We start from the raw sequence: 2,645 nt of genomic DNA, 5'->3' as shown, positions 1-2,645 counted from the left end.
GATCCGTCCGCGCCTCCACCGTGAGGCTCCCGGGCCGCATCCCGCGCGGATAGAACGACCCCGGGAAGCTGTCGTTGTGCCAGTTGGGGGCGTCGATCGCGCCCTGGAGGTCGAGGCCGCCGCGGACCGGGGAGCGCAGGGCGACGGCCAGGAAGAAGTGGAGCTGCCACTGGTCCTGCTGGTCCCCGCCGGGCGTACCGAAGGCCAGGACGGGCTCTCCGTCCCGCAGGGCGATGGAGGGCGTGAGGGTGGTGCGGGGGCGGCGGCCGGGTGCGAGGGAGTTCGGCAGGCCCTCCTCCAGCCAGGTCATCTGGAGCCGGGTACCGAGCGGGAAGCCCAGTTCGGGCACGACCGGGTTGGACTGGAGCCACCCGCCACTGGGTGTGGCCGCGACCATGTTGCCCCAGCGGTCGACCACGTCGAGGTGGCAGGTGTCACCCCTGGTGCTGCCGTCCGGGCCGATCTCGGGCTCACCCGGCACCGGGGAGGTGGGGTTCTTCGCGACGGTGGGTTCCCCGACCCCCATCGGGCTGAAGCCGGGCTCGTCGGTGACGACCACGCGCGCGTGTGCGCTCAGCCGCGGGGCGCGTCCGCCGGGGCTGCCCGGCCGCAGCTCGTACGAGGCCTTGTCGCCGACGAGTTCACGCCGCCGCGCGTTGTAGCGGGCCGACAACAGTTCGTCGAGCGGCACCTCCGCCGCGTCCCCGTACCAGGCCTCCCGGTCGGCCATGGCGAGCTTGCAGCCCTCGACCAGGAGATGGACGTACTCGGCGGACCCGTAGCGCGGCAGTTCGGGCGGCAGCAGGGCGAGTTGCTGGAGGAGCACCGGGCCCTGGCTCCAGGGGCCGGCCTTGCACAGGGTCCAGCCGTTCCAGTCGTACGTCGCCGGCGTCTCGTAGGTCGCGGACCACCCGGCGAGGTCGTCGGCCGTGAGCGTGCCGGTGTGCCGTGCGCCGCTGGTGTCCATGGTGGGTCGCCGCGCCTGCCGTACGAGCGCCTCGGCGATGAATCCGGTGCGCCACACCTCGCGCGCCGCCTCGATCTGCGCGGTCCGGTCGCCGGCGCCCGCCACCTCCTCGACCAGCCGCTTCCAGGTGGCGGCGAGGGCGGGGTTGCGGAACAGCGCACCCGGGCGAGGGGCCCGTCCTCCCGGCAGATAGACCTCCGCCGACGAGGTCCACTCCGTCTCGAACAGTTCCCGCACGCTCTCGACGGTCGCGCCGACGTTCTCCACGGGCGCGTGCCCGTTCTCGGCGTAGCCGACGGCGTACTTGAGGACGTCGGCCAGGGACTTGGTGCCGTGGTCGCGGAGCAGCAGCATCCAGGCGTCGAAGGCGCCGGGGACCGCGGCGGCGAGGGGGCCGGTGCCGGGGACGAGGTCCAGGCCCAGTCCCTTGTAGTGGGCGACGGTCGCTCCGGCCGGTGCGACGCCCTGTCCGCACAGCACCCGCACCTGTCCCCCGGAGGGCGCGAGCAGGATCGGCACCTCGCCCGCGGGTCCGTTGAGGTGCGGCTCGACGACGTGCAGCACGAAGGCGCCGGCCACCGCCGCGTCGTAGGCGTTGCCACCGTCCTCCAGGACCGCCATCGCCGACTGCGAGGCCAGCCAGTGGGTGGAGGACACCATGCCGAAGGTCCCCTGGAGGGTCGGCCGGGTGGTGAACGACATCTCTCACCTCACTGCTCGGGCCCGCCCCGGCCGGTCCGAGGCGGTCGCGTCCACGATCCTTTCATCCCACACCGACCTGCCCAAGAGACCGTGTACGGCCGCCGCCCGGTCACCTGCGGTCGCCCGGCCCACCGAGCCGTCAGGCCCCGCGCACCCTCAGGCGGGCCCCGCGCAGCCTCAGGCGCCGCGTGCCGTCACCAGCCCGGACTCGTAGGCGAACACGACCAGTTGGGCCCGGTCCCGGGCGCCCAGTTTCGTCATCGCGCGGCTGATGTGCGTCTTGGCGGTGAGGGGGCTGATCACCATGTGCTCGGCGATCTCCTCGTTGCTCAGGCCGCGGGCGGCCAGGGCCGTGACCTCGCGTTCGCGGCGGGTGAGGCACTCCAGACCGGGGGCGGTGGAGCGGTCCGGGGGGCGTGAGACGAACTCGCCGATCAGCGTGCGGGTGACGGCGGGCGACAGCAGCGCCTCGCCCCGGGCCACCACCTCGATGGCCTGGAGGAGGTCGGCCGGCTCGGTGTCCTTCAGCAGGAAACCGCTCGCACCCGCGCGCAGCGCCTCGAAGACGTACTCGTCGACGCCGTAGTTGGTGAGGATCACCACGCGGACCCCCGCGAGCTCCGGGTCCGCGGCGATCCGCCGCGTCGCCTCGATGCCCGTCATCACCGGCATCTGCACGTCGATCAGCGCGATGTCGGGCACCTGCGCCCGTACCAGCTCGACACCCCGTTCCCCGTCGGCCGCCTCCCCGACCACCTCGATGCCGTCCTCGGCGTCGAGCAGAGCCCGGAACCCGGCCCGCATCAGCGCCTGGTCGTCGACGAGCGCCACCCTGATCACACCCGCACCCCCACACACCCGCCGAATCCGCCGTTCGCCCCGCTCACACGCGCGGGATCCCTGGAGGAGCCGCCCGTCGCCCGGACACCCCGTCCGCCGCACACCGGGGAACCGCCCGGCGTCCGCGCCACCACTC

General features: G+C 73.6%; 2 protein-coding genes. Both read right to left on the bottom strand.

All coding sequences use genetic code 11. The annotated features are described in order from the left end of the window. Positions 1-1,669: gamma-glutamyltransferase family protein (locus EHS43_RS42115; RefSeq protein WP_125195754.1), on the bottom strand; the 1,669-nt coding region annotated here is incomplete at its 3' end. 177 nt (positions 1,670-1,846) lie between these two features. After that, the gene (locus EHS43_RS42110; protein WP_125195753.1) at positions 1,847-2,509 is read right to left on the bottom strand and encodes a response regulator transcription factor; all 663 of its coding nucleotides are present in this window, start codon (positions 2,507-2,509) and stop codon (positions 1,847-1,849) included. Between the last annotated feature and the right edge of the window lie 136 nt (positions 2,510-2,645).

It is taken from the genome of Streptomyces sp. RP5T (assembly GCF_003933965.1).
Classification (GTDB): Bacteria; Actinomycetota; Actinomycetes; order Streptomycetales; family Streptomycetaceae; genus Streptomyces.
The sequence above is the reverse complement of the archived record's forward strand: the minus strand, read 5'-3'. Positions and strand labels throughout refer to the sequence as shown.